This window comes from Mesorhizobium sp. ES1-3 (assembly GCF_020164795.1).
Classification (GTDB): Bacteria; Pseudomonadota; Alphaproteobacteria; order Rhizobiales; family Rhizobiaceae; genus Mesorhizobium.
Genome location: NZ_JAIUGW010000001.1, coordinates 536,217 through 556,887, shown reverse-complemented (window position 1 = coordinate 556,887; position 20,671 = coordinate 536,217). Strand labels below are relative to the sequence as shown.

17 protein-coding genes and 1 pseudogene are annotated in these 20,671 nt (G+C 64.1%); 11 read left to right on the top strand and 7 right to left on the bottom strand.

Features of this window, described 5'->3' with window-relative positions:
• Positions 1-5: 5 nt before the first annotated feature.
• The gene (gene glcF, locus LB536_RS02600) at positions 6-1,331 is read left to right on the top strand and encodes a glycolate oxidase subunit GlcF (protein ID WP_224590009.1); all 1,326 of its coding nucleotides are present in this window, start codon (positions 6-8) and stop codon (positions 1,329-1,331) included.
• Between the two features lie 15 nt (positions 1,332-1,346).
• Here the strand turns inward: glcF and LB536_RS02595 are convergent, their stop codons facing one another.
• Both LB536_RS02595 and LB536_RS02590 read right to left on the bottom strand, forming a co-directional pair.
• On the bottom strand, positions 1,347-2,267 hold the full coding sequence (locus LB536_RS02595) for a bifunctional 5,10-methylenetetrahydrofolate dehydrogenase/5,10-methenyltetrahydrofolate cyclohydrolase (protein ID WP_224590008.1): 921 nt from the start codon (positions 2,265-2,267) through the stop codon (positions 1,347-1,349).
• 288 nt (positions 2,268-2,555) lie between these two features.
• On the bottom strand, positions 2,556-3,287 hold the full coding sequence (locus LB536_RS02590) for a L,D-transpeptidase (protein WP_140756662.1): 732 nt from the start codon (positions 3,285-3,287) through the stop codon (positions 2,556-2,558).
• 213 nt (positions 3,288-3,500) lie between these two features.
• Between LB536_RS02590 and LB536_RS02585 the strand changes: the two genes are divergently transcribed.
• Positions 3,501-4,139: a DNA-3-methyladenine glycosylase I gene (locus tag LB536_RS02585; protein WP_224590007.1), complete on the top strand. Its 639-nt coding sequence runs from the start codon at positions 3,501-3,503 to the stop codon at positions 4,137-4,139.
• Positions 4,140-4,176: 37 nt separating this feature from the next.
• Here LB536_RS02585 and LB536_RS02580 read toward each other — a convergent pair whose 3' ends face one another.
• Positions 4,177-4,425, bottom strand: coding sequence for a hypothetical protein (locus tag LB536_RS02580; RefSeq protein WP_140756666.1), 249 nt, complete (start codon positions 4,423-4,425; stop codon positions 4,177-4,179).
• A gap of 237 nt (positions 4,426-4,662) precedes the next feature.
• Between LB536_RS02580 and hisS the strand changes: the two genes are divergently transcribed.
• The 4 genes from hisS to LB536_RS02560 all read left to right on the top strand — a co-directional run bounded on the left by hisS (position 4,663) and on the right by LB536_RS02560 (position 10,029).
• Positions 4,663-6,168 (top strand): histidine--tRNA ligase, encoded by a 1,506-nt coding sequence (hisS, locus tag LB536_RS02575; RefSeq protein WP_224590006.1) that lies wholly within the window; start codon positions 4,663-4,665, stop codon positions 6,166-6,168.
• 178 nt (positions 6,169-6,346) lie between these two features.
• The gene (locus LB536_RS02570) at positions 6,347-7,468 is read left to right on the top strand and encodes an ATP phosphoribosyltransferase regulatory subunit (protein ID WP_224590005.1); all 1,122 of its coding nucleotides are present in this window, start codon (positions 6,347-6,349) and stop codon (positions 7,466-7,468) included.
• Positions 7,465-8,163: an ATP phosphoribosyltransferase gene (hisG, locus tag LB536_RS02565; RefSeq protein ID WP_224590004.1), complete on the top strand. Its 699-nt coding sequence runs from the start codon at positions 7,465-7,467 to the stop codon at positions 8,161-8,163. The genes LB536_RS02570 and hisG overlap by 4 nt, the downstream gene beginning before the upstream one ends.
• A 93-nt stretch (positions 8,164-8,256) precedes the next feature.
• Positions 8,257-10,029: an AMP-binding protein gene (locus tag LB536_RS02560; RefSeq protein WP_224590003.1), complete on the top strand. Its 1,773-nt coding sequence runs from the start codon at positions 8,257-8,259 to the stop codon at positions 10,027-10,029.
• Between the two features lie 7 nt (positions 10,030-10,036).
• Here LB536_RS02560 and LB536_RS02555 read toward each other — a convergent pair.
• Together LB536_RS02555 and LB536_RS02550 are read right to left on the bottom strand one after the other, a co-directional pair.
• Positions 10,037-10,519: pseudogene (locus tag LB536_RS02555) on the bottom strand (alpha/beta fold hydrolase); the annotation flags it as partial.
• A 71-nt stretch (positions 10,520-10,590) separates the two neighbouring features.
• A complete protein-coding gene (locus LB536_RS02550) occupies positions 10,591-11,499 on the bottom strand; it encodes a hydrogen peroxide-inducible genes activator (RefSeq protein WP_224590002.1) in 909 nt (302 codons plus the stop codon).
• A gap of 179 nt (positions 11,500-11,678) precedes the next feature.
• Between LB536_RS02550 and katG the strand changes: the two genes are divergently transcribed.
• Positions 11,679-13,880, top strand: coding sequence for a catalase/peroxidase HPI (gene katG / locus LB536_RS02545; protein ID WP_224590001.1), 2,202 nt, complete (start codon positions 11,679-11,681; stop codon positions 13,878-13,880).
• Positions 13,881-13,949: 69 nt separating this feature from the next.
• Here katG and LB536_RS02540 read toward each other — a convergent pair whose 3' ends face one another.
• Positions 13,950-14,627 (bottom strand): MIP family channel protein, encoded by a 678-nt coding sequence (locus LB536_RS02540; RefSeq protein WP_135861795.1) that lies wholly within the window; start codon positions 14,625-14,627, stop codon positions 13,950-13,952.
• Positions 14,628-14,944: 317 nt separating this feature from the next.
• Between LB536_RS02540 and LB536_RS02535 the strand changes: the two genes are divergently transcribed.
• From LB536_RS02535 to guaA, 4 genes are all read left to right on the top strand, one after another.
• Complete coding sequence (locus tag LB536_RS02535) at positions 14,945-16,234, top strand: RsmB/NOP family class I SAM-dependent RNA methyltransferase (RefSeq protein WP_224590000.1); 1,290 nt, start codon at positions 14,945-14,947, stop codon at positions 16,232-16,234.
• Positions 16,235-16,372: 138 nt separating this feature from the next.
• Entirely contained in the window at positions 16,373-16,831 is a 459-nt protein-coding gene (locus LB536_RS02530; protein WP_023686843.1) for a PaaI family thioesterase, read from the top strand.
• Between the two features lie 4 nt (positions 16,832-16,835).
• Complete coding sequence (locus LB536_RS02525) at positions 16,836-17,501, top strand: 5'-methylthioadenosine/S-adenosylhomocysteine nucleosidase (protein WP_224589999.1); 666 nt, start codon at positions 16,836-16,838, stop codon at positions 17,499-17,501.
• A gap of 55 nt (positions 17,502-17,556) precedes the next feature.
• A complete protein-coding gene (gene guaA / locus LB536_RS02520; RefSeq protein WP_140756689.1) occupies positions 17,557-19,119 on the top strand; it encodes a glutamine-hydrolyzing GMP synthase in 1,563 nt (520 codons plus the stop codon).
• Positions 19,120-20,251: 1,132 nt separating this feature from the next.
• Here guaA and LB536_RS02515 read toward each other — a convergent pair.
• Positions 20,252-20,623, bottom strand: coding sequence for a P-loop NTPase fold protein (locus LB536_RS02515; RefSeq protein WP_411966524.1), 372 nt, complete (start codon positions 20,621-20,623; stop codon positions 20,252-20,254).
• Positions 20,624-20,671 lie beyond the last annotated feature (48 nt).

The window sequence follows — 20,671 nt, the reverse complement described above, 5'->3', positions numbered from 1 at the left end:
CAGAGATGCAGACCAATTTTTCGCCCGCACAGCTTGCCGATCCGCACGTCGCGGAATCGGAAAAGATCCTGCGCAAATGCGTGCATTGCGGCTTCTGCACCGCCACTTGCCCGACCTATGTAACGCTCGGCAACGAGCTCGATTCACCGCGCGGCCGCATCTACCTGATCAAGGATATGCTGGAGAACGGCCGTCCCGCCGACAAGGAGATCGTCACCCATATCGACCGCTGCCTGTCCTGCCACGCCTGCATGACCACCTGCCCGTCGGGCGTCAACTACATGCATCTGGTCGACCATGCCCGCGCCCATATCGAGGAGACTTACAAGCGGCCGCTGCTCGATCGCCTGACCCGCGCCATGCTGGCCTTCGTGCTGCCCTATCCCCAGCGCTTCCGCGCCGCGCTCAAACTGGCAAAACTTGGCAAGCCTTTCATCGGCCTGTTCGAAAAAATCCCGGCACTGAAGCCTCTCGGCGCGATGCTCAAGCTCGCGCCGGCATCGATCCCGGAAGCCTCGCCAATGGCCTTGCCGGGCGTCCATGCCGGGCAGGGGGCGAAAAAGGGCCGCGTCGCCATCCTGACCGGCTGCGCGCAATCGGTGCTCGATCCCGCCATCAACGATACGACCATCTCGCTGCTGACACGGCTCGGCGTCGAGGTCGTGGTGCCGCCGGGTGAGGGCTGCTGCGGCGCACTGGTTCATCACATGGGGCGGGAAGAAGCCGCCCTTGCCTCGGCCAGGCAGAATGTCGATGCCTGGACGCGCGCCATCGAGCAGGGCGGGCTCGACGCCATAATCATCACCGCATCGGGCTGTGGCACGACGATCAAGGATTACGGCTTCATGCTGCGCCTCGATCCGGCCTATGCCGACAAGGCCGCGCGCGTGTCGGCGCTGGCGAAGGACATCACCGAGTATCTAGCCGCCATCGACCTGCCTGAACCCGTGCGCAAGCCTGGCACGGTCGTTGCCTATCACTCGGCCTGCTCGATGCAGCACGGCCAGAAGATAACGCGCCAGCCGAAGGAGTTGCTGGCCAAGGCCGGTTTCGTCGTGCGCGAGCCGCGCGAGGGGCACCTCTGTTGCGGCTCGGCCGGCACCTACAACATCCTGCAATCCGAGATTTCGGCCAGGCTGCGCGATCGTAAGGTCAGGAACATCGAGGCGACGGGTGCCTCAATCGTCGCCACCGGCAATATCGGCTGCATCACGCAGATCGCATCCGCCGCCAGGATGCCGGTGGTGCACACGATCAAGCTGCTCGACTGGGCCTATGGCGGGCCGAAGCCGGACGGCGTTACGGAAGACAGCCTGGTCGCGGCGGAATAGGCGTCCGTTTCAGTGCTACTCGGCCGCGAGCCTGTCCGACGTGCCATAGGTCGCCTCATAGAGCGCGCGCTGGCGGCTGAGCGCGACCATTGTGTTGCGCAGCAGGATCGCCACCGTGATCGGGCCGACGCCGCCCGGCACCGGCGTGATCCAGGAGGCAACCTCGCGCACGCTGTCGGTGTCGACGTCGCCGACGATGCGGCTCGTGCCATCAGGTCCAATTTCGGAATTGATGCCGATGTCGATGACGGCCGCACCCGGCTTTACCATGTCGGCCTTGATCAGGCGCGGCCTGCCGACGGCGACGAACAGCGCGTCGGCGCGGCGCGCATGGGCGGCGACCGATCGTGTCATATGATGGCAGACGGTGACGGTCGCGCCCTCGCTCATCAGCAGGAAAGCGATCGGCTTTCCGACGATTTCGGAATGGCCGACGATCACGACTTCGAGCCCCTTGAGGTCGAGGCCGGTTTCCTTGAGCAACTCGACCGAGGCCGCTGCGGTGCAGGGCGCGAGGTCGAGCTGGTTGTAGACGATGTTGCCAATCGAGGCCGGGTGCATGCCCTCGACGTCCTTGAGCGGGTGCACGGCCGCCTGTAGCGTCTTGATCGGGATATGCGCGGGAACCGGCCGCTGGATGATGATGCCGGTGACGCGCGGATCGGCGTTCAGCCCGTGGATGGCTGCTTCGAGTTCACCCGAGGTGATGGTGGCGGGAAAGCGCCGCTCCTCGAAATCGATGCCGGCGAGCTCAGCCTTGGCGCGCTGGTTGCGCACATAGACATCGACCGCGTCGGTGTCGCCGACGGTGATCGAGATCAGCTTGGGCGGAAAACCCTCGGCCTTGGCAATGGCCGCGTCCTCGCGCACGGCGGCGATGATGCGCTGGGCAACCGGGCCGCCCTTGAGGTAGCGGCTGTCGTCGGACAGGGTCATAGTTCGAACCTTTGGTGGGAGATTGTGCACTGCAATAGCAGAGCATGGCCCGGAAATCAGCCCTGAAAACGAAACACCGTGCCTCCAGGGCGACCTGTCGCACCGTGAAACGAAAAGGGCAGCCCGGTTACCCGTGCTGCCCTCTCGTGACTGGCCGTATCCCCACACGGCCCGTCCCCCGTTAACTCGCTGCCAGTCTAAGCACGTCTTCCAAAAGTGCGCTATGGCTTGAGGGCAACAGTGCGCCAAAATCTACTCAGCACTGCTTAACCGGTTGATTCGCTATCACTATATCACTTCGACCGTCGTTCCGACATTGACCCGTTCATAGAGGTCGACGACATCCTCGTTGCGCATGCGGATGCAGCCCGACGATACCGCGCCGCCGATCGTCCAGGGCTGGTTGGTGCCATGGATGCGGTACTCGGTCGTGCCGATATAGAGTGCGCGCGCGCCGAGCGGGTTCTCCATGCCGCCGGCCAGATAGGTCGGCAGGTAGCGACCCTTGGCCGCCTCGCGCTTGATCATCTCGGCCGGCGGACGCCAGTCCGGCCAGACGCGCTTGTTTGTGATCTTGTGCGTGCCCGACCATTCGAAGCCGGGTTTGCCGGTGCCGACGCCGTAGCGCCGCGCCTTGCCGTTCTTCTCGACCAGATAAAGGAAATTCTGCGTGGTATCGATGACGATCGTGCCCGGCTTCTGCGCGCCGTCATAGGCGACTTCCTGTGGCAGGTAGACCGGGTTGATCTGCGGGCGCATGACCATGCGTTTGCCCGGCGCCTGCACGGCGGCCGTCTGCACGCGGTCGGGCTGCGCGGTGCGCTGGCGCGGCTGCGCGGCCTGCCGGTTCTGCCGCACGATGCCCGGCGCATGGCCGAGCTGCAGCACCCAGGGCGCGGAAAGGTCGGGGCTCACCATCACCGGCGGCCTGTCGGCATAGCGGTCGCCGGCGGTTGAGGGTGTGACGCCGGCGGCAAACACAGCCACTGCGCCGAGCAAGGGAAACAGAACTCTTTTCATCGGGAACGCACCTTGATCGTCTAAATACACCGGGCGAGAACGCTCCCGGCTTGCGCGATCATTGGCGGCGAGCAGCAACCGAAACATGAATCGGAATGCCTAAAATGCCGTTCTGTCAGTAAACCCTTTGGTGTGGTTACCGCCGGGTTCAGGAATCTGGTAAAGCCACGGTAAAGACAGCGCGGAAGCGCGTTAACGGATGGATTTTTCAGGATGAGCAATGAAAATACCGGCCTGCTTGCCGGTCCTGACGGTGTCGCGCGCTGCTTCTGGCACGGCAATCTGCCCGACTATCTGCATTACCATGACCATGAATGGGGCCGGCCGATGGCCGACGACCACAGGCTGTTCGAGAAAATCTGCCTCGAAGGGTTCCAGTCGGGCCTGTCGTGGCTGACCATTTTGCGCAAGCGGGAGAATTTTCGCGAGGCTTTTGCCGGCTTCGACTTCGACAAGGTCGCGGCCTTCACCGAACGGGACGTCGAGCGCCTGCTCGGCAATGCCGGCATCATCCGCCATCGCGGCAAGATCATCTCGACCATCAACAATGCCAAACGCGCCCGCGAAATGGTCGACGAGTTCGGCTCGCTGGCCGCCTGGTTCTGGAAGTTCGAACCCGGCAAGGAGGAACGGCCGCAAACCGTCGACCTCGCCCATTTGCGCGCCAACCCGACAACCGCGGTCTCGGTCCGGATTTCGAAGGACCTGAAGAAGCGCGGCTGGACCTTCGTCGGCCCGACCACGGTCTACGCCTTCATGCAGGCCATGGGCCTGGTCAACGACCATCTCGAGGGGTGTGTGTGCCGCAAGGAGGTCGAGAAGGAACGGAAGGCTTTCAAACGGCCGAAATAGCGGCGACGCTCAGGTCCCGAGAGCAGGCCGGCACATATCAGGTGCCGCCGGCTCCGGATAGGTAAAGCCCGGCGACAATGGCGGCCACGATGGCGAGGGCCGGATAGATCACCAGCAGGCCGGTCACCAGCGCATCGCGCATGGTGGGGCTGGCGCCTTCGCCGGGCTCGAAGGGACCGGCTGCCTGGCTTGTTATCTTGTGAGTGTGGGTGTTGGCTGGGCGCAGCTGTGCGTGCAGGTCGCTGGCGCTGCGATAGCCGATGTCGAATTTCCGCGCCACCGCCATGGCCCGATCCCCTTGTTCCGGTCCGCTTTATCGCCTGCGATTGTGTCGGCGGAATGCCGCGCTTATGGCGGAATTGGTTCATTTCTGCAGTGGTTTGTTGCAGCGAAGCGAGGCTTCGCGCGGCCTTGCCGCACCAAGCGTCATCGTTTAGGACACGCGCGTTGTGAAAATCGCATCATATTGCGAAAATCGCACCACTACCGACCTGCCATCGCCACAAACACCGAGCAAGAACCCATGGCCGACAAATCGGAAAAGACGAAAGCGCGGCTGCCGCGCGGTTTTGCCGACCGCAGCGCCGAGGACATCCGCGCCGTCGAGAAGATGATGGCGACGATCCGCTCGGTCTATGAGCTCTATGGCTTCGAGCCGGCCGACCAGCCGCTGATCGAATACACCGATGCGCTGGGCAAATTCCTGCCTGACCAGGACCGGCCGAACGAAGGCGTGTTCTCTTTTCAGGACGATGACGACCAGTGGCTGTCGCTGCGCTACGACCTGACGGCGCCGACGGCGCGTTTCGTCGCCGAGAACTTCGAACGCCTGCCCAAACCCTACCGCAGCTACCGCTCAGGCTGGGTGTTCCGCAACGAGAAGCCCGGTCCCGGCCGCTTCCGCCAGTTCATGCAGTTCGATGCCGACACGATCGGCACGCCGGGCGTGGCGGCGGACGCGGAGATGGCGATGATGATGGCCGACGTCATGGAAGCGCTCGGCATCAAGCGCGGCGACTATGTCATTCGCGTCAACAACCGCAAGGTGCTGGACGGCGTGCTGGAGGCGATCGGACTTGGCGGTGACGAGAACGTCGGCCGCCGGCTGACTGTGCTGCGCGCCATCGACAAGCTGGACAAGCTCGGGCCGGACGGTGTCCGGCTGCTGCTTGGCCCGGGGCGCTGGGACGGCGGCAAGGAAGGCGAGGGCGACTTCGCCAAAGGCGCCGGGCTGAATCACACGCAAGCCGAGGCCATTCTTCTGGCGACCGCGCGCAATGCGCAGGCTGGCCAGGATGCCAGCGTCAGCGGAAACGCGGTCTACCAGGAGGGCGTAGGCGAACTCGCGACGATCGAAGCTCTGGTCAGGGCCGCCGGATATGCCGAGGACCGCATTGCCATGGATCGTTCCGTCGTGCGTGGCCTGGAATACTATACCGGCCCGGTCTTCGAGGCCGAGCTTCTGGCCGAAATCCCCAATGAGGACGGCCAGATCGTGCGCTTCGGTTCCGTCGGCGGCGGCGGGCGCTACGATGGGTTGGTCTCACGCTTCCGTGGCGAACCGGTTCCGGCGACCGGTTTTTCCATCGGTGTCTCCAGGCTGATGACGGCGCTGAAAAACCTCGGCAAGCTCGACAGCGCCGATGTGATCGCGCCGGTTGTCGTGCTGGTCATGGACAAGGACACGGAAAGCCTCGGCCGCTACCAGAAGATGGTCTCGCAATTGCGCGCCGCCGGCATCCGCTCCGAAATGTATCTCGGCGGCGCCGGCATGAAGGCGCAGCTCAAATATGCCGACCGGCGCGGTTGTCCCGTCGCCATCATCCAGGGCGGCGACGAACGCGCCAAGGGTGAGTTGCAGATCAAGGACCTGATCGAAGGCGCCCGCATGTCGGCGGAGATCACCGACAATGCCGAATGGCGCGCCGCGCGGCCGGCACAGGTGACGGTGGCGGAAAACGAACTGGTCGCCGAGGTCAAGAAGATTTTGGCGGCGCAAGCCGCCGATCGCGGGAAGGGTGGCGCTTGAGCGCCCCCCTCTGGCCTGCCGGCCATCTCCCCCTCAAGGGGGGAGATCCGATGTCACATGGGCTTTCGCCAATCTTCAGCGCTGAAGAAGAGGCGCTGCGCGTCAAGCTGCCGATCTCCCCCCTTGAGGGGGAGATGTCCGGCTGGACAGAGGGGGGTGCCTCGCGCACATCCTGTCCATGACCTCCCGCTACCCCGCCATATCAACTGACATCACCACCCTCTTCGCCACGCGCAACACGCATGCGGTGGAAGTCGCGGTGCTTCAACCGGCCGATCCGTTCCTTGACATGGCCGGCGAGGATCTGCGCCGCCGCATTTTCCTCACCGAGAGCGAGACCGGGCAGACGCTCTGCCTGCGGCCCGAATTCACCATCCCCGTCTGCCTCGATCACATTGCCAGCCAGGCTGGTACACCGCGCCGCTACTCCTATCTCGGCGAAGTGTTTCGCCAGCGCCGCGAGGGCGGCAATGAGTTCTTCCAGGCCGGTATCGAGGATCTCGGCGACCGCGACACGGCCGGAGCCGATGCGCGCTCGGTGGCCGACGCATATGCGCTGCTGTCGCTGGTGCTGCCGGGCCAGTCGCTGGCGGTCACGCTTGGTGACCAGGGCATCTTCGAGGCGGTGCTGGCGGCACTCGGCCTGCCGCGCGGCTGGCGCATGCGCCTGGCCCGCGCCTTCGGCTCGGCGCCGATGCTGGAGGCCGCACTCGCCGATCTCGCCAACCCGCCGCGCAACGGCCAACTCTCCGGCCCGGTCGCAGCGCTTGTCCTCGACGGCGATCTGGACGGTCTCTCCCTGCATATTGCCGACGGCATGGAGAAGGCCGGCCTGTCGGCATCCGCCGGGCGCGCGCCTTCGGACATTGCGCGGCGGCTGATCGAGAAGGCCGAATTGCGCAGCGTGCGGCTGTCGAACGAGGCCTTCGCGGCGCTGAAAAGTTTTCTGGCGATCAATGTGCCGCTCGATGGCGCGGCGCAGGCACTGGATTCTTTCGCCGCCGGCGCCGGACTTTCGCTGGGTGTGGCGCTGGAAAAATTCTCGGCCCGCGCCAAGGCAATCGAGGCGCATGGCTTGCCCTCGGGAAAAATCCGCTACGACGCCGCCTTCGGCCGTCCGCTAGATTATTACACTGGTGTCGTCTTCGAAATCGCGGCCGCCAATGGCGAGCGTCCCCTGGCCGGTGGCGGGCGTTATGACAGGTTGCTGACGCTGCTCGGCGCCAAGACCGCGATCCCCGGTGTCGGCTTCTCGGTGTGGCTCGACCGCATCGAGGCGTTGCGGGAGACGGCACCATGATCACGCTGGCGATCCCGTCGAAGGGCAGGCTCAAGGAGCAGGCGCTGGAGGTGCTCGCCAAGGCTGGCCTCGCCGTCAGCCTGCCCGGCGACGAGCGCAAATATCACGCCCGCGTCGAGGGCATGGACAATGTCGAAGTGGTCTTCCTGTCGGCCTCCGAAATATCGGGCGAGATAGGCCAGGGCGCGGTCGATCTCGGCATCACCGGCGAGGATCTGGTGCGGGAAAATCTCGCCGACTGGGAAGCGCGCGCCGAAATCGTCGCCCGTCTTGGCTTCGGCCATGCCGATGTCGTGGTCGCGGTGCCCGAGATCTGGCTCGATGTCGATACCATGACCGATCTCGACGACGTTGCAGCCGATTTCCGCCAGCGCCATGGTCGGCGGCTCAGGATCGCCACCAAATACTGGCGGCTGACGCAGCAGTTCTTTTCGCTCAAGCACGGCATCCAGGTCTATCGCATCGTCGAGAGCCTCGGCGCGACCGAAGGCGCGCCGGCGGCCGGCCTTGCCGACGTTATCGTCGACATCACCAGCACGGGCTCGACGCTGCGCGCCAACCATCTCAAGGTTCTGGGCGATGGCATCGTGCTGGAGTCGCAGGCCTGCCTTGTGGCCTCGAGGAAGACACGTCCAGCGGCGGACGAAGCCGTCCTGCGCGACATCGTCGCGAAAATGACCGCCGCGGTCGCATAGCGATCCTTCAGGGAAGAAGCTCCAGTACCATCGACGGGATTTCCAGCATCCCGGCAGGCTGATAGGTTCGGCCAGTCTTGGGAGGAGACAGCGATGCCGGTCAATCTCGACGAGTTGAAGAATGCCACCAATCTGCGCGGACGCGGCGCGCGCGCCGACGGCGTCTTTATCGCGCCCGTGGACGGCAGGGCACATGTCTCGGGCGATCGCGGCGTGCCGCTGCTCGACAAAACGATCCCTGAGCTTTTCTCCGACACCGTCAGCAAATACGGCACGCTCGATGCCGCCGTCTTCGTCGGCCAGGACAAGCGCTTCACCTGGGCCGAACTGTCGGACACGGTGGATGCGCTGGCCGCCGGCTTCCTGGCGCTCGGCCTCCACAAGGGCGACCGGGTCGGCATCTGGTCGCCCAACCGCTGGGAATGGCTGGTGACGCAGTTCGCCACCGCCCGCATCGGCCTGATCCTGGTCAACATCAATCCGGCCTATCGGCTGACCGAACTGGAATATGCCCTGAACAAGGTCGGCTGCAAGGCCCTGGTGACGGCGGCCAGCTTCAAGACCTCGGACTATCTCGGCATGATAGAGACGCTGGCGCCGGAGATCGCCACGGCGATCCCGGGCAAGCTGAAGGCCAGGAAGCTGCCGACGCTCAGGATCGTCATCCGCATGGGCGAGGAGAACTCGGCAGGCATGTTCAATTTCGGCGATGTGTTGGCAATGGCCGGCCGCGACGAGCATGACAGCCTCGACCGCATTTCCGAGCGATTGAAGCCGGGCGATGCGATCAACATCCAGTTCACGTCAGGCACGACAGGCGCTCCCAAGGGCGCGACGCTCACCCATCTGAACATCGTCAACAACGGCAATTTCGTCACCTCGGCCATCAAGCTCACCGTCGACGACCGCCTCTGCATCCCTGTGCCGCTCTATCATTGCTTCGGCATGTCGATGGGCACGATGGGTTGCGTGTCGAAGGGCGCGACCATGGTTTTTCCGTGCGAAGGCTTCGATCCCGGCCTGACGCTGAAGGCGATCGCGCAGGAGCGCTGTACCGGCCTCTACGGCGTGCCGACCATGTTCGTCGGCATGCTCGATCATCCGGACTTTTCGTCCTTCGATCTCTCCAGCCTGCGTACCGGCATCATGGCCGGTTCGCCGTGCCCGATCGAGGTGATGAAGAAGGTGGTGTCGCTGATGCATATGGCGCAAGTGACCATCGCTTACGGCATGACCGAGACCAGTCCGGTCTCGTTCCAGAGCAGCGTTGACGATCCGTTGGAAAAGCGCGTCTCGACGGTCGGGCGCATCCACCCGCATGTCGAGGTCAAGGCGGTCGATGCCGATGGCGCCACCGTTGCGGTCGGCGCGCCGGGCGAGCTTTGCACGCGCGGTTATTCGGTGATGAAGGGCTACTGGGACGACGACGAAAAGACCCTCGAGGCGATCGACAGCGACGGCTGGATGCACACCGGCGACCTCGCCACCATCGACGCCGAGGGCTATTGCAACATTGTCGGCCGCGTCAAGGACATGGTCATCCGCGGCGGCGAGAACGTCTATCCGCGCGAGGTCGAGGAATTCCTCTACCGTCATCCCAAAGTGCGGGAAGTGCAGGTCTTCGGCATCCCGGACGCCAAATATGGCGAGGAGCTGTGCGCCTGGATCGTGCTCAAGCCCGACCAGGTGGCCACCGAACAGGAGATTAAGGCCTTCTGCGCCGGCCAGATCGCCCACTACAAGGTGCCGCGCCACATCCGCTTCCGCACGGAGTTGCCGATGACGGTGACCGGCAAGCCGCAGAAATTCCTGATGCGTCAGGCCATGGTCGAGGAACTCGGGCTGGTGACGCAGAAGACGGCGTGAGGCCGGATCAGCGGCGTCGCACCAGTGCGCTGATGCTGTCGAGCAGCGACCGCTGGTCGCCGACCCAGAACCAGTGGTCGTCGCCGTCGACCTCGATGAACCGCGCGCCGGGAATCCTGGACGCGAGAAACCGGCCGGCCTCGATGCGCACGGCGCGGTCGCCGGAACGGTGGAGAATCATCGTCGGGGCGGAGACTTTTGCCAGAAGATTACGGACATCGGCGTCCCGTAGTGCATCGAGCAGGCCCGCGACCGCACCCGGGCTGGAGGCTGCCCTGAGCAATCCGGCCCACCAGGTCCTCGCCTGACGGTCGCCAGTGAGGCTCGGGGCGAAGGTTTCGATTTCCGCCGGGCCACCCCAGCCCGCGAGCAGGCGTTGCTTCCACAGGTCATACTGCGCGGCGGTCAAGGCGTAGGGATAGTCGGGCGCGCGGCTGCCTTTCGCGAGCGTCCCCCACAGGACAAGGCCTGTCAACCGCGCGAGATGATCGCCAATCCGACTTCGCCGCGGACCCGCGAGTTCCTATCGCGGGTGCTGTAGCGGCTGTTTTTGGCCAGTTCTCAAGCGGCCAGCAGTGGCGTGCCCAAACCCCGGATAATCTTCGCCAGTTCGACGCATTCGCCGTGCCGCGCGTTGTTGCGTCGCCAGGCAAGGCAGATCATGCGCTGCGGCATCGGCTCCTGGAACGGCACGATCTTGAGGTCGGGAATGGTTCCGGCCGGCCCCGCCGCCATTTCGGGGATGAGCGTCACGCCAAGCCCGTGCGCCACCATCTGCAAGAGCGTGGTCAGGCTGGTGGCGCCATAGCTTGCCATCGCCACCGGCCGTACATTGCCGCAGACGGCGAGCGCCTGTTCGCGCAGGCAATGGCCTTCTTCCAGCAGCATTAGTCTTTCCAGCGCCGGGCTCTCGGGTGGAACCGGCGGCGAGGCAAAGGCCGGATCGCCTGATGGCACGGCCAGGAAGAACCGGTCGGGAAACAGCGCTTCGGTGATCAGTCCGGGATGGTCGAGCGGAAGCGCGGCGATGAAGGCGTCGAGTTTTCGCGATGCGGTGTCCTCGACCAGGGAGGTGGTGACCGCCTCGCGCAGTTCGAGCAGCAGGGCCGGGAAATGCTTCTTCAGTTCGGGCAGGGCGCGCGGCAGAAGATAGGGCGCGACGGTCGGGATGATGCCCAGCCGGAAGCGTCCCTCCATGGCCGTGCGACCACGCCGGGCCGTCGTTTCCACGTCACGTATGTCAGCCAGGATGCGCTCGATACGCGGCAACAGAGCGATCGCGTCGTCCGTCATGCGCACCGACTTGCCACCGCGTTCGAACAGCCGGCAGTTCAGCCGCTGCTCCATTTCGGCGATCTGGGAGGACAGCGCCGGCTGGCTGACACCCGCAAGTTTCGCCGCGCGCCCGAAATGCAGCGTCTGCGCCAGCGCGTCGAAATAATGCATCTGGCGAACTGTCAATCCGATCATGCAGTCAAGCCTATCATAAGAAAATCCTATCGAAATGAACAGGAAAGGCAATTTGTTTTTATCGTCAGTGTGGCCTAGTCTGGAACGGTTCCAGATTGGCGCGGGCCACTGGCCGCCCCCAAAATCTTGGCAAAAATCAACCTCGGCAAAATCAAACCTCGGCAAAATTGGAGTGAGAGATGGACGCGAAAACCGACGACAACAGCGCGGGCAAATGCCCTGTGGCGCACGGATCCACCGGCCGGACCAACCGTGACTGGTGGCCGAACCAGCTTGACCTCGGCGTTCTCCACCAGCAGTCGAACCTGTCGGACCCGATGGGCGAGGACTTCGACTATGCCAAGGAATTCGCAAGCCTCGATCTCGATGCGGTCATCAAGGACCTGCACCATGTGATGACGGACTCCCAGGACTGGTGGCCGGCTGACTTCGGCCATTACGGGCCGCTGTTCATCCGCATGGCCTGGCACAGCGCCGGCACCTACCGCATCGGCGACGGCCGTGGCGGCGCCGGAGCGGGCCAGCAGCGTTTCGCGCCGCTCAACAGCTGGCCTGACAACGCCAATCTCGACAAGGCGCGCCGCCTGCTTTGGCCGGTCAAGCAGAAATATGGCCGAAAGATTTCCTGGGCCGACCTGTTGATCCTCACCGGCAACGTCGCGCTGGAATCGATGGGCTTCAAGACCTTCGGCTTCGCCGGCGGCCGCGCCGACGTCTGGGAGCCCGAGCAGGACGTGGACTGGGGTTCGGAGACCAAGTGGCTCGGCGACGAGCGCTATTCGGGCGACCGCGAGCTTCGCGGCCATCTCGGCGCCGTGCAGATGGGTCTGATCTACGTCAATCCGGAAGGGCCGAACGGCAAGCCCGATCCGCTGGCCTCGGCCCGCGATATCCGTGAAACCTTCGCTCGCATGGCGATGAACGACGAGGAAACCGTGGCGCTGATCGCCGGCGGTCACACTTTCGGCAAGACCCATGGCGCCGGCGATGCCTCGCTGGTCGGCGCCGAGCCGGAAGGCGCCGGCATCGAGGCGCAGGGCCTCGGCTGGTCGAGCAAGTATGCGTCGGGCATTGCCGGCGATGCCATCACTTCGGGCCTGGAAGTCACCTGGACCACGACGCCGACCAAGTGGAGCAACAACTTCTTCGACAACTTGTTCAACTATGAATGGGAATTGACGAAGAGCCCCGCGGGCGCCCATCAGTGGACGCCGAAGGGTGGCGCCGGCGCCGGCACGGTGCCGGATGCGCACAACCCCTCGAAGCATCGCGCGCCGGCCATGCTGACCACCGACCTCGCGCTGCGGGCCGACCCGGCCTATGAGAAGATCTCGCGGCGTTTCCACCAGCATCCGGACCAGTTCGCCGATGCCTTCGCCCGCGCCTGGTTCAAGCTGACCCACCGCGACATGGGTCCGGTCGTGCGTTATCTCGGCCCGTTGGTGCCGAAGGAAGAGCTGATCTGGCAGGACCCCATCCCTGCGATCGACCATGAACTGGTCAGCGACCAGGACATCGCATCGCTGAAGGCCAAGATCCTGGGCTCCGGCCTGTCGGTTTCCGAACTGGTCTCGACCGCCTGGGCCTCGGCTTCGACCTTCCGCAATTCCGACAAGCGCGGCGGCGCCAACGGCGCCCGCATCCGGCTGGCACCGCAGAAGGACTGGGACGTCAATCAGCCGGCCGAACTGGCGAAGGTGCTTGCCAAGCTCGAAGGCATTCAGAAGGAGTTCAACGCTGGCGGCAAGAAGGTCTCGCTCGCCGACCTGATCGTGCTCGGTGGTGTCGCCGCTGTCGAGAAGGCAGCGAAGGATGGCGGCAACGACCTGAAGGTGCCATTCACACCGGGCCGCATGGACGCCTCGCAGGAACAGACGGACGTCCACTCCTTTGCCGCGCTCGAGCCGAAAGTTGACGGCTTCCGCAACTATGTCAGGGGCAAGCAGCCCATGTCGGTTGAAGCCATGCTTGTCGACCGGGCACAGTTGCTGGGCCTGACGGCGCCGGAGCTGACGGTGCTTGTCGGCGGCCTGCGGGTGCTCGGCGCCAACACAGGCAAGTCCAGGCACGGCGTGCTTACCGACAGGCCCGGCACGCTGACCAACGACTTCTTCGTCAACCTGCTCAGCATGAGCACGGTCTGGGATCCGGCGGCCGGCTCCGAGCCGGGCTCGGAAGAGGTCTACGAGGCGCGCGACCGCAAGACCAAGGCAGTCCGGTGGACCGGCACCCGCGCCGACCTGATCTTCGGCTCGCATGCGCAGTTGCGGGCGCTGGCCGAGGTCTACGGGTCGGCGGACGCCGGGCAGAAATTCGCCCGGGATTTCGTTGCGGCATGGACCAAGGTGATGAACGCCGACCGCTTTGATATCGCCGCCTGATCCGAGCTTAAGAACGTACGAAAAAGGCGCGGGCCACGGCCCGCGCCTTTTTCATCCTGGCTCCGGAAATCAATCCTTCTCGAAGACGCGCGCCTTGGCGACGACGCCGGCAATGGCGCCACCGATTAGCGGCGCGACGATGAACAGCCACAGCTGGCTGAGTGCGGCACCGCCGGTAAACAGCGCCGGGCCGATCGAACGCGCCGGATTGACCGACGTGCCGGTGACCGGGATCATGGCGAAGTGAATGCCCGCCAGCGTCAGGCCGATGACCAGACCGGCAAAAGCCGTCGAGTGCTTCTCAGCGGTAACGCCAAGGATCACCGTGACGAAGGTGAAGGTGCCGATCAACTCCCACAGGAACGCCGAGCTCATGCCCCACTTCGTCTCGTCCCAGCCATTGGCGCCGAAGCCGCCGGTGTGGCCGCCCGTCTGGCCGGAAACGATGATCCACAGCGCCAGCGAAGCGATGATGGCGCCGATGATCTGCGCGATCCAGTAAGGGATGACGTCCTTAGCCGGCAGCCGGCCGGCAAGGAACACGCCGAGCGTCACCGCCGGGTTGAGATGCGCGCCCGAAATCGGGCCGATCGCATAGGCCGCCGCGATGAGGCCGATGCCGAATGCCAGGCCGATGCCCTCCTGGCCAAGCGGCAGCGCGCCGCCGAAGCCGCCCGTCACCACGGACGCCGTACCGATGAACACCAACAGAAATGTGCCTAGAACTTCCGCCAGATAAGTCTTCATTGCCCTCTCCTCGTGACGATCCGCCGGTCCACGTTTTCCGCGCCGCGAATCATGGCGGCAAGAGTATTCCCAACCGAAAAACTTGGAAAGCAGAGCTGTAGCGCCACGCACCAACCTTGCGGACGCCAATTATGAACATTAGAAGTCTTGCATCTACTGGTCTGCCTGCCGCCAGCCGCCGCGAAGATTTACTGATCGGACAGGTTTGCCGACCATGGCCAGCTTGCGCTCGCGGCGAGACCGAGCGGGGTTCAATCCGGACGTGAAAGGCTCTAAGAGCAAACCGAGATAATGTGCTCGATTTGATGGAATGACGAATGCGACTGGGCGGACGGCTGGCTGCGGCCATCGAAGTGCTGGAGGACATTGGCCGGCGTCACCGGCCGGTGGCCGACGCGCTGAAGGACTGGGGCCTGTCGCATCGCTTCGCCGGCGGTGGTGATCGCGCCGCGATCGGCAACATCGTCTACGACGCGCTGCGCCACAAGCGCTCCGCCGGCTGGTTGCTGGGCGAAGACACGCCGCGTGCCATCGGCTTCGGGGCGCTGCTGCTCGAATGGAGCCAGACGGGGCAGTCGCTCAACGCCACGCTCGAAGGCGACAAGTTCGCGCCGCCGCTGCTCAGCGCCACGGAACTCCAGGCGATCGCGGAACGCCGGCTTGCCGACGCGCCGCCCGCGGTTCGCGCCGACATACCCGATTGGTGCGAACCGCTTTTCGAGCGGGCCTTTGGCGAGACATGGGTCGAGGAGGGCGCCGCGCTCGCCACACGCCCGCCGCTCGACATCCGGGTCAACACGCTTCAGGCTGATCGCGCCAAGGTCTTGGCCGAACTGGAGCAGACCGGTGCCAGCGCCGCAAGGATCGCACCCCACGGTATCCGCATTCCCCCGATCGACGGTGACGGCCGACACCCGAACGTGCAGGCCGAGCCGGCCTTCCAGAAGGGCTGGTTCGAGGTCCAGGACGAGGGGTCGCAAATTGCGGCGGCGCTTGCCGACGCGACGGCCGGCATGCAGGTGCTCGATTTCTGCGCCGGCGCCGGCGGTAAGACGCTGGCGCTGTCGGCTGCGATGGACAACCGCGGTCAGATCTTCGCCCACGATGCCGAAAAGGCGCGGCTGGCGCCAATCTTCGACCGCATCCGCCGCTCGGAAAATCGCAATGTACAGGTCGCCACCAAGCCGGCCGAGCTTGCCCCGCTGGTCGGTCACATGGACATCGTGCTGGTCGACGCGCCCTGCACCGGCAGCGGCACCTGGCGGCGTCGTCCCGATGCCAAATGGCGGCTGACGCAGAGACAGCTCGACGCCCGCAAGAGCGAGCAGGCGACGATCCTCGATGCCGCCAAGGTGTATGTCAAACCCGGCGGCCTGCTGGTCTATATCACCTGCTCGGTGTTCGACGAGGAGAACGGCCAACAGGTTGCAGCGTTTCGTGAGCGCAGCAGCGGCTTTGCCCCGGTCGATCACCGCGCTCTCTGGGACGGCCGTTTTCCGGGCCACCAAACAGCGGCGCGGATCGGCGCTGGCGGAGATATTTCCCTCTCGCCGGCGCTGAGCGGCACTGATGGGTTCTATTTCTGCGCGCTGCGCCGGACCATCTGAGCCCGCCGGATCCCCCGTCGGTTCGCGGCCACTCGGACGGTGACGGCCGACGAGACGATTGTTGCAGTGCAGCAATTGAGATTGCCTGCCGCCGATCCCTCTGCAATAAGCTTTGCCGGACAAACGAAGGCAACGGCGATGGCAGCGAAGATCGTACCGGCTCCAGACTATGAGGATCGCGTCAGGGCGTCCTTCGCGCGCCAGCAGGCGATGGCGACGATCGGCGCCGAACTGACATTGGTGACGCCCGGCATCATCGAGATCGAGATGCCCTATTCAGCGGCGCTGACCCAGCAGCATGGCTTCCTGCATGCAGGCGTCATTTCGACGGCGTTGGACTCGGCTTGCGGCTATGCGGCGTTCTCGCTCATGCCGGAGAATTCCGGCGTTCTGACCATCGAGTTCAAGGTCAACCTTCTGGCGCCGGGCCGCGGCGAGCGCTTTCTGTTCCGCGGTTCGGTGACCAAACCCGGCCGCACCATCATCGTTGCCGACGGCCAGGCCTATGCCTTCGCCGCCGACGGCGAGGCCAAGCTGATCGCCACCATGACCGGGACGATGATGACGGTGGTTGGTCGCGACGGCATAGCAGGATGATCCGATGAGCAACATCGTGCGCATTGGCGGCAAGGATGTCCTCTTCGTCATGGCGGCGCTGGCCGAATACGGCCCGCATCTGCAGCGGCTGTTCACCCCGCTGATGACGGGCGTCGGCCCGGTCGAAGCCGGCGTACGGCTGGGTGCCGAGCTCTCCTGGTTGAAATCCGAGAAGGCATTGCCGGACCTCGTCGTATCGCTCGGCTCGGCCGGCAGCAGGACCCTGGAGCAGGCCGAAATCTACCAGGCCATCTCGGTGAGTTATCGTGACATCGATGCATCGCCGCTGGGCTTCGAAAAAGGCGCTACGCCGTTTCTCGACCTGCCGGTGACTGTGCCGCTGCCGTTGCGCATTCCCGAAATCAAGGAGGCGACACTGTCGACCGGCGGCGCCATCATCACCGGCGCGGCCTACGACACAATTGATGCCGACATGGTCGACATGGAGACCTTCGCCTGCTTGCGCGCCTGTCAGCTTTTCGACATTCCGATAATCGGGCTGCGCGGCATCTCCGACGGCGCGGCCGATCTCAGGCACGTCGGCGACTGGACCGAGTATCTGCACGTCATCGACGAAAAGCTGGCCGACGCCGTCATGCGCCTCGAACGGGCGATCGGTTCGGGCTTGCTCCGGCCGGAATCACCCCGCGACGAGGCGATACCTCTCTGAAAGTCAGGCGACGCAACCCATTGCGCCGACTCGTTTCTTTCTCTAAAGGCTCGCCATGACGACAGCCAATCACACCGACACCGTCCTGATTGTCGATTTCGGCAGCCAGTTTACCCAGCTCATAGCCCGCCGCATCCGCGAGGCCGGCGTGTTTTCCGAGATCGTGCCGTTCCAGTCGGCCGAGGCGGCGTTCAAGCGCATCAATCCGAAAGCGGTGATCCTGTCCGGTGGCCCCGCCTCGACATCGGACATCGGCAGCCCGCGCGCGCCACAGATCGTCTTCGACGCCGGTGTGCCGGTGCTGGGCATCTGCTACGGCCAGATGGCCATGTGCGTGCAGATGGGCGGCGTCGCCGAAAGCTCCAACCATCGCGAATTCGGCCGCGCCTTCGTCGAGATCGAAAAGGACAGCCCGCTGTTCGAGGGCCTGTGGGCCACCGGCCAGCGCCATCAGGTGTGGATGAGCCATGGTGATCGCGTCATCGCCCTGCCGCCCGGCTTCGAGGTGTTCGGCAAATCGGAAAGCTCGCCCTTCGCCATCTTCGGCAATGTCGAGCGCAGGATGTACGGCATCATGTTCCACCCGGAGGTGGTGCACACGCCCGACGGCGCCCGGCTGCTCCGGAATTTCGTTCACAACATCGCCGGCATCGAAGGCGACTGGACGATGCGCGCCTACCGCGAACACGCGGTCGAGGCGATCCGCAAGCAGGTCGGCAAGGGCAAGGTCATCTGTGCGCTGTCGGGCGGCGTGGATTCCTCGGTCGCCGCCCTTCTGATCCATGAGGCGATCGGCGACCAACTCACCTGCATCCTCGTCGACCATGGCCTGATGCGCAAGGACGAGGCCGCCGGTGTGGTGGCGATGTTCCGCCAGCACTACAATCTGCCGCTGATCCTTGTCGATGCGTCGGAAAAATTCATCTCGGCACTCGAGGGCGAGTCCGATCCGGAAAAGAAGCGCAAGACCATCGGCCGGTTGTTCATCGAAGTGTTCGAGGACGAGGCGAAGAAGCTCGGCGGCGCCGATTTCCTGGCACAAGGCACGCTCTATCCCGACGTCATCGAGAGCGTCTCCTTCACCGGCGGCCCGTCGGTGACGATCAAGTCGCACCACAATGTCGGCGGTCTGCCCGAGCGCATGAACATGCAACTCGTCGAGCCGCTGCGCGAACTGTTCAAGGACGAGGTGAGGGCGCTGGGCAAGGAACTCGGCCTGCCCGAAAGCTTCATCGGACGCCATCCCTTCCCAGGTCCTGGCCTCGCCATCCGCTGTCCTGGCGGCATAACGCGCGAAAAGCTGGAGATCCTGCGCGAGGCCGACGCCATCTATCTCGACGAGATCCGCAAGGCCGGCCTCTATGACGCGATCTGGCAGGCCTTTGCCGTGCTGTTGCCGGTGCAGACCGTCGGCGTCATGGGCGACGGCCGCACCTACGAATTCGTTTGTGCGCTGCGCGCCGTCACTTCGGTCGACGGCATGACGGCTGATTTCTACCACTACGACATGGCCTTCCTGGGTGCCGCCGCCACGCGCATCATCAACGAAGTGCGCGGCATCAACCGCGTGGTTTATGATGTCACCTCGAAGCCGCCTGGGACGATCGAATGGGAGTAGGGGAAACGCGGCAATAGCAGAGGTTCAGCTGCCCTCTCGACCCTCCATTTTTCATTCGCGCCAGATGTCTTCGATAGCTTTCTGCGTTCCTTCCGGACCGTTGGTTGTCTGACACGTCGTTGCTTCGGAAGTAAATCCCGTTCAGGCCGACAGAGGGTTTTGGCGTACAACGGCGTGCAAATAGGCTTGTGGAACGGACCCGAACCAAGGGCTGCCGACCGATCCGGACCTTCTGGCCAACCGGGTCGCCATGGTGGCGGCCGAAGAGGGCTGGTGCGAGGCCTACACCGTCGCAAGCTTCAGGACGTGGTACCTGGAAGACATGGAACTGGGCAGCCGCGCCCATCTGGGCCATATGCTGGCTCCCCTCGGCCGAGGACGTCGATGATGTGATTGCCAAGGCTGACGGCGCCCGCGCCCATGAGCGTCTCAAGGCGGAGACGGACGCGGCTTGCAGCTATGACATTTTTGGCTCCCCGGCCTTCGTCGATGGCGAAACATTCTGGGGGGGACGATCGGCTAGAAGAGGGGCTTGCCTGGGCCGCTGGGCGACACGAACTGCAAACGTTGAATCATGACGAAAAGGACTAACTACACCACGCATTCGGTGGAAGCCATGCGCTGATCGCCGGTCGGGATTCTGTATTAGTGATTACTAATTTGCATCAATTTCTTGGTAACATTGCCAAATAGACCGTCGCTGAGCTATGCAACTCGACAAACGCGAGGCGCGCAGCGAGCTCGACCTCGCAGAGCCCATACAGGCTGTTCTCCGATCGACGATGTGGAAAGGATGATACGGCCGGCACGCGGACGGTCACCTGCTGAATGTCTGGTATGCACCCAATGTCGGCCCTTCAGGGTGCCTCGGCGACGCCCCTAAAGCGGACCTTCGTTGGCGGCCGAGCGCGGCCCACCGAGAGTCGGCGGCGGGCTTACACAACACAGGGACAGAGCATTTCAGCAGAAACAACGTATATTTAATAGTATGTAATTTAGATATACATTTCATGTTTACTGCGGTTTCAAAATATTTCTCTGACACCTGCTTGCGCACCATGAGAAAGCGTCGCATGGATAGGTAAGCACTATTTCGGTGCCTTGCCGGGGGGGTAAGTGGATTCCATTGCGCCTATAATGGTCGCGCTGGACAGTGGTGTTGTTTGCTTGACGCTGCTGACCCAGTTTTTGCGCCAGCCTGCTGATCTGCCACGACCTTGGTCTGGGCGAGCGGCTTGCCGATCGTGTCGATATTGTCCGGGCGGCGAAGCGGTTGAAGCTCAAAGCGCACATCGTGCAGCCATCGGCGAAGCGGCTCGATCGGCTGCCGCTGCCGGTGATTGTCGAGAAGGAAGACGGCGGCTTTGCCATCCCGGCTGCCGGCCGCAGCCTTTTCGAGCGCCCCAGAGATCACGCTCATCAGCGCGGCGCACGCGTCGTCAAAGTCCTGATACATCCAAGCATCGAACTTGATGACGAGATAGCGATCCGGAGCCTTGTCCAATTCGCGCTCGACAAGGCGAAGTGTAGTTGACTTTCCGATTCCCCAGGG